Genomic DNA, 2,384 nt, shown 5'->3' with positions numbered 1-2,384 from the left:
CGCTCTTTCGGGCGCGACCTGCGCAAACGGGCGCGGCGGCGAAGACCGGGGCGCTGGATCCGGCTAGAAGTGCATGTTCATCGCGACCGGTTCCCCGACGACGGATGCTTCGACGACTGACTCCTCGGCGACGACGTCTTCCGGGTAGCGTTCGGCTTCGATCTGCTGGAGGCTCTTACCCTGGGTGTGCGGCGCCCAGACGGCTCCGACCACGAGCGAGACGGCGAGGAAGCCGATCAGGATGAGGCCGAGCCAGGACAGCCCGATCGAGGTCAGCAGGATCGGGAAGACCATGCTGAGCAGGCCGACCATGATCCGGGCGACGAAGAACAGGATGCCCTGCGCGCTCGCCCGGTACTCGGTCGCGAAGAGCTCGCTGGCCCAGAGGCCGTAGAAGGCCTGGGCGCCGATGCCGGCCGCGACGCCCCAGAGCACGGCGAAGGAGAGCAGCGCCGGCATGGTCGGTTCGGCGAAGACGAGCACGGCCCAGGCAGCGATGCCCAGAAGCGAACCGACGATGTAGAGGATGCGGCGGTTGAACCTGTCGGCGAGGCGCATGAAGCCGAAGTAGGTCGTGGCCACCGTGAGGCCCCAGACGAGCGCCTGCAGCAGGTACTGCTCCGTGGCGCTCTCGACTCCCGCGGCGGCGTAGACCCGCGGCATGAAGATTCCGGCCTGTCCTGCGACTATATTCCAGAACGAGTACACGCCGATCAGGAAGAAGATCGCGGTGATGTTTGCCTTCTTGCTGAAGAGCGCCTTGACGCCGTGGAAGACGTTGGTGGATGTCGCCTTCGCGTTGGATTCCTTCCAGATGGCCGTCTCCGGCAGTCCCTGCCGCATGTACCAGGTGATGAAGGCCACGACGAAGAGCTCGGCGAAGATGAGCCGGCTGCCGAGGAGGCCGAGGGGCTCGACCGCGACGGCGAGGAGGAAGCCGATCAGCGGGCCGCAGGACCAGGCGAGCTGGGCGGCACCGACGTGCTTGGCGCGCTGCCCGGCCGGCGCCTGCTCGGAGAGGTAGGTCCACGAGGCCGGAACGCCGGCCCCGACGGCGATACCGGTGATGATGAAGGCGAGCAGCAGCATCCCGTAGCTCATCGCGAACACGGCGAGGGCGACGCCGATCATATAGACGATGAGGTCGTAGGTATAAATGAACTTGCGACCGTACTTGTCGCACAACGGGCCGCCGATGAGCGCACCCGCCGCCGCACCGAACGCGTTCGCGCTCAGGGCCGCGAGCAATCCGACCGCGAAGTCGTCGATCCCGAACTCCTTCTGCCAGAGCGACAGGCTGGTTGCGATCGCGATGATCGATCCCGCTTCGATGTAATTGGACATCGCCACCGAGATGGTGGCTTTCATTCCGGTTGTGCTTTTGTTTCCAATTCGGACCACGAATGGTCCTCCTTTGCTCTCGTCATTGATGCAGAGGCTCGTGGCCTCGGCTTCGAGGACGCGATGCGGTGGCGCCGGTGGCGCCGCACCGTTCATTGAATGAAACGATTCAATGAGGTGTCCCAGCAGACTACGTCACAATCGTGTGCCTGCCTAACCATTTCGGGTGCGCCGTGACCGGGGGCGACGATCCGGGAGAACCGGGGAGTTGACGCGCTGCGGTTTCCGGAGTTATAGTCGAGATAGTTGAAACGATTCAATTACCACGAAGACGAGGACATCCCATGAGCTTTGCCAGTCGCGAACTCCGCGAAGAAATCCTGTACTGGTGCAAGGAGTCGGTGCGTACCGGACTCAACTTCAACACCCAGGGCAACATCTCGATTCGCCTGCCCGAGCATGACGCGATCGTCATTACGCCCTCCGGCATCCGCTACGACGTGCTGACGGTCGACGAGATGGTCGTCGTCGGCTATGACGGCGTCGTCATCGAGGGGGACCTGTTCCCGTCGACCGAGACGGATGTCCACCTCGCCCATTACCGCCGCCGCCCCGACATCAACGCGATCGTGCACACCGAGTCGCCGTACGCGAACATGTTCGGCGCCGTCGGCAAGACCATCGACCCCGTGCTGCTGAACATGGTGCTCTACGCCAAGGGCGCCGTGCGCATCATGCCGTTCGAGTTCTCCACCAACAAGGACTTCGGCGAGCTCAGCGCCGCGCTCATGGGCGACGACACGAACGCCGTCGTCTGGGGCAACCACGGCATGATCTCGGTCGGCGAAGACGTCGCCGGCGCATTCAAGGTCGCCGTCGCGGTCGAGGCCAACGCGCAGGTGCTCTACGGGGCCCTGCAGCTCGGCACCCCGAACATCCTCGAGCTCGAGAAGATCGTCATCCCCGAGGGTGCGCGCCTGCCCTAAGCGGCATTCGGCACCCGATGTGCGGCGGCCCCGAGCGGGCCGCCGCCGCGCGCACCC

General features: G+C 64.7%; 2 protein-coding genes. One reads left to right on the top strand and one right to left on the bottom strand.

What is annotated here, in order from left to right; all coding sequences use genetic code 11:
- Positions 1-63: 63 nt before the first annotated feature.
- Positions 64-1,368: an MFS transporter gene (locus QN357_RS18605; protein ID WP_198413467.1), complete on the bottom strand. Its 1,305-nt coding sequence runs from the start codon at positions 1,366-1,368 to the stop codon at positions 64-66.
- 317 nt (positions 1,369-1,685) lie between these two features.
- Between QN357_RS18605 and QN357_RS18600 the strand changes: the two genes are divergently transcribed.
- Complete coding sequence (locus tag QN357_RS18600) at positions 1,686-2,327, top strand: class II aldolase/adducin family protein (RefSeq protein ID WP_134446406.1); 642 nt, start codon at positions 1,686-1,688, stop codon at positions 2,325-2,327.
- Positions 2,328-2,384: the final 57 nt, after the last annotated feature.

Source organism: Cryobacterium sp. RTC2.1 (assembly GCF_035018685.1).
In the GTDB taxonomy this organism is placed as follows: Bacteria; Actinomycetota; Actinomycetes; order Actinomycetales; family Microbacteriaceae; genus Cryobacterium; species Cryobacterium glucosi.
This window is presented reverse-complemented; position numbering and strand designations above follow the sequence as displayed.